Genomic DNA, 2,240 nt, shown 5'->3' with positions numbered 1-2,240 from the left:
GGCAAAAAGGGTAATATGGACCAAGGACGATACGGACCACGGAAGTCGTCATCGCGTTGCGGGACGCCGGCGGCGGGACGGGTAGCAGCGTCCAGCCGCTGGGAGCCTGGCGCCGTCGCAGGGCGAGCCGGCACGGCCTGCCCGCCGCGCCGGCCGGATAAGGGCACGCACCGCGATGGCGGTACCGCGACGGCCACCGCCGGGTGACCTGGCGGGGGCTCGTGCGGTGCTGGTGGGGACGAGCCGTCACACCGGCGCCTCGGGGCTGCCGGATCTGCCGTCGGTGGCCACCACCGTCAACGACCATCTGGGACATCTCCGACCACGGCCATCCCGTCCGCCTCTTCTCCTTCGCTCCGAAACAGGCTGGGAACTGCACGGCGTTCAGGCCGCGGGGACGCGTTCTCGTGTGCGGCGGGCAGTTGTACGACGTGACCGATCCCCGCCGTCCGAAGCTGCTGAGCACTCTCACGGATCCGGAGTGGCCCACCCTGCGTGTCTTCGACACCGCCCGTCTCTCCCCGGACGGAAACACCCTGATGGTCGCCGATTTCGAGAACTCCTACCTGTTCGACGTGTCTTCCCCCAGCAGGCCGAGATTTCAGGCGAAAATCAGCACGAACACGATGCCACCCGTCATCGCGTTCAGCCCGGACGGACGGCTCCTCGCCATATCCGATGGCGGCAACGGAATAGTGCTGTAGGACGTGACGATCACTGCCGCACCCCACCGGGTCACGGCGGTGACCCTACCCGCCTATCCGCGTGGTGTGGCATTCCCTGAAACCGGCGACACACTGATCACATATGACGAGTACGGCAATGTGGTCAACTGGGACATTGCCCCGCTGCGTGCCGCGGTGACGGATCCGGTGGCCCGCGCCTGCCGCCTGGCCGGGGCCAACCCGACCCGGGCGCAGTGGTCGGCCATGGCTCCCGGTGTCCCCTTCGACCGGGTCTGCCCGAGCCTTCCCGCGGCACCGCCACCGCCCGTCTTTCCGGCGTTGTCCCGGCCATCCCCGGTGCCGGCGGGAAACTGAAAGCCTGGCTGGCGAGCGCATGGTCCCGCACGCCATCACGGACCCGACGGCTTCATGACCCACGGGCTCCCGGCGGCACGACCGGCGTTCCTATGATGAACGGGGTGATGAACGGTGCGCAGCGGGCCCCGGTAACCAGAGCCACAGCAACCAGTGGACGGCAGGACAGTCAGGAGGATTGACCGAGCATGACCGACTCGCGGCAGCAGATGCGCCGGGCCGAGCGGATCACCACGGACAATGAACCATCCGGTCCGGTGACTCTTCTACCCCGCCGGCGACCCGGCTATCTCGGCCCGGTCCACATCATGCAGCTGTTGCTGGCCGAGACAGCGGTCATAGCCATCCTGGCGACGCTTACCCGCGGCACCGTGGCCATCATCGCCGCCGGCGCGGGCGCGACCGCGCTCCTGCTCGTGACACTGGGACGGCGCAACGGCCGGTGGTGGCTGGAACACCGCCTGATGATCATGCGGTACAACCGGCGCAGGCGCGCGGGCCCGGCCCGGCACTCCGACGACCCGCGCCTGGCCGCCCTGTCAGTGCTGGCCCCGGGCCTGACCGTCGAAAACGTATCCACCGGGGACGGCACACAGGTGGGCGTCGCGCAGGACGGCGCCGGCTGGTTCGCGGTGGCCGCCCCCACACCACGGGCATGTCCATATGTGACGATCCGGGCGGACGCCTGCCCCTGGAGGTCCTGGCAACCGCGCTCGCGGACACGCACCAACCAGGTGTCGTGCTACAGGTCGTCCGGCACACGGTACCGGTGCCGGGGCTCGACACCCATCCCGCGTCCCCGGCGGACCGGTCGTACCGCCAGCTCCTCGCCGGGTTCGGCGGGGCGCCGGTTCCCCTGGACGCGGTCACCTGGATCACGGTCCGGCTGGACACGCGGGCGCTGGCTGAAGCCGGCGCCGACCTCGATACCGATCAGGATGCGGCACCCACGGTCGTGGCGGCCCTGCTCCGCGGCGCCGTCAAGTCGTTGCGTCGGGCGGGCTTCCCGTGCCAGGTGCTCGACACCGCCGGCCTGGTGGACGCGCTGGCGCGATCCTGCGATCTGGACCTTACGGCGCGGGGGGCGCACCTGCCGCGCGCAGGGAGAAGTGGACCGCCTGGCACTCGTCCCGGCTGGCCCACCGCTGTTTCTGGATCCGGAGCTGGCCGCCGGTACAGGACGCCGCCGCGCTCCTGGAC

3 protein-coding genes are annotated in these 2,240 nt (G+C 70.2%); all 3 read left to right on the top strand.

Going from position 1 to position 2,240, the window contains the following annotated elements; genetic code table 11:
* Nucleotides 1–431 precede the first annotated feature (431 nt).
* Nucleotides 432–704 carry a YncE family protein gene (locus DD1DGNOD_RS07495; protein WP_131769747.1) on the top strand — a complete coding sequence of 91 codons (273 nt, stop codon included), beginning with the start codon at nucleotides 432–434 and terminating at the stop codon, nucleotides 702–704.
* Nucleotides 705–707: 3 nt separating this feature from the next.
* The gene (locus tag DD1DGNOD_RS07490; protein ID WP_043603130.1) at nucleotides 708–1,040 is read left to right on the top strand and encodes a hypothetical protein; all 333 of its coding nucleotides are present in this window, start codon (nucleotides 708–710) and stop codon (nucleotides 1,038–1,040) included.
* Between the two features lie 655 nt (nucleotides 1,041–1,695).
* A partial coding sequence (locus DD1DGNOD_RS07485; RefSeq protein ID WP_206443012.1) for a type VII secretion protein EccE occupies nucleotides 1,696–2,240 on the top strand: 545 nt, incomplete at its 3' end.

The sequence above is a fragment of the Candidatus Protofrankia californiensis genome (assembly GCF_900634765.1).
Classification (GTDB): domain Bacteria; phylum Actinomycetota; class Actinomycetes; order Frankiales; family Frankiaceae; genus Protofrankia; species Protofrankia californiensis.
The sequence above is the reverse complement of the archived record's forward strand: the minus strand, read 5'-3'. Positions and strand labels throughout refer to the sequence as shown.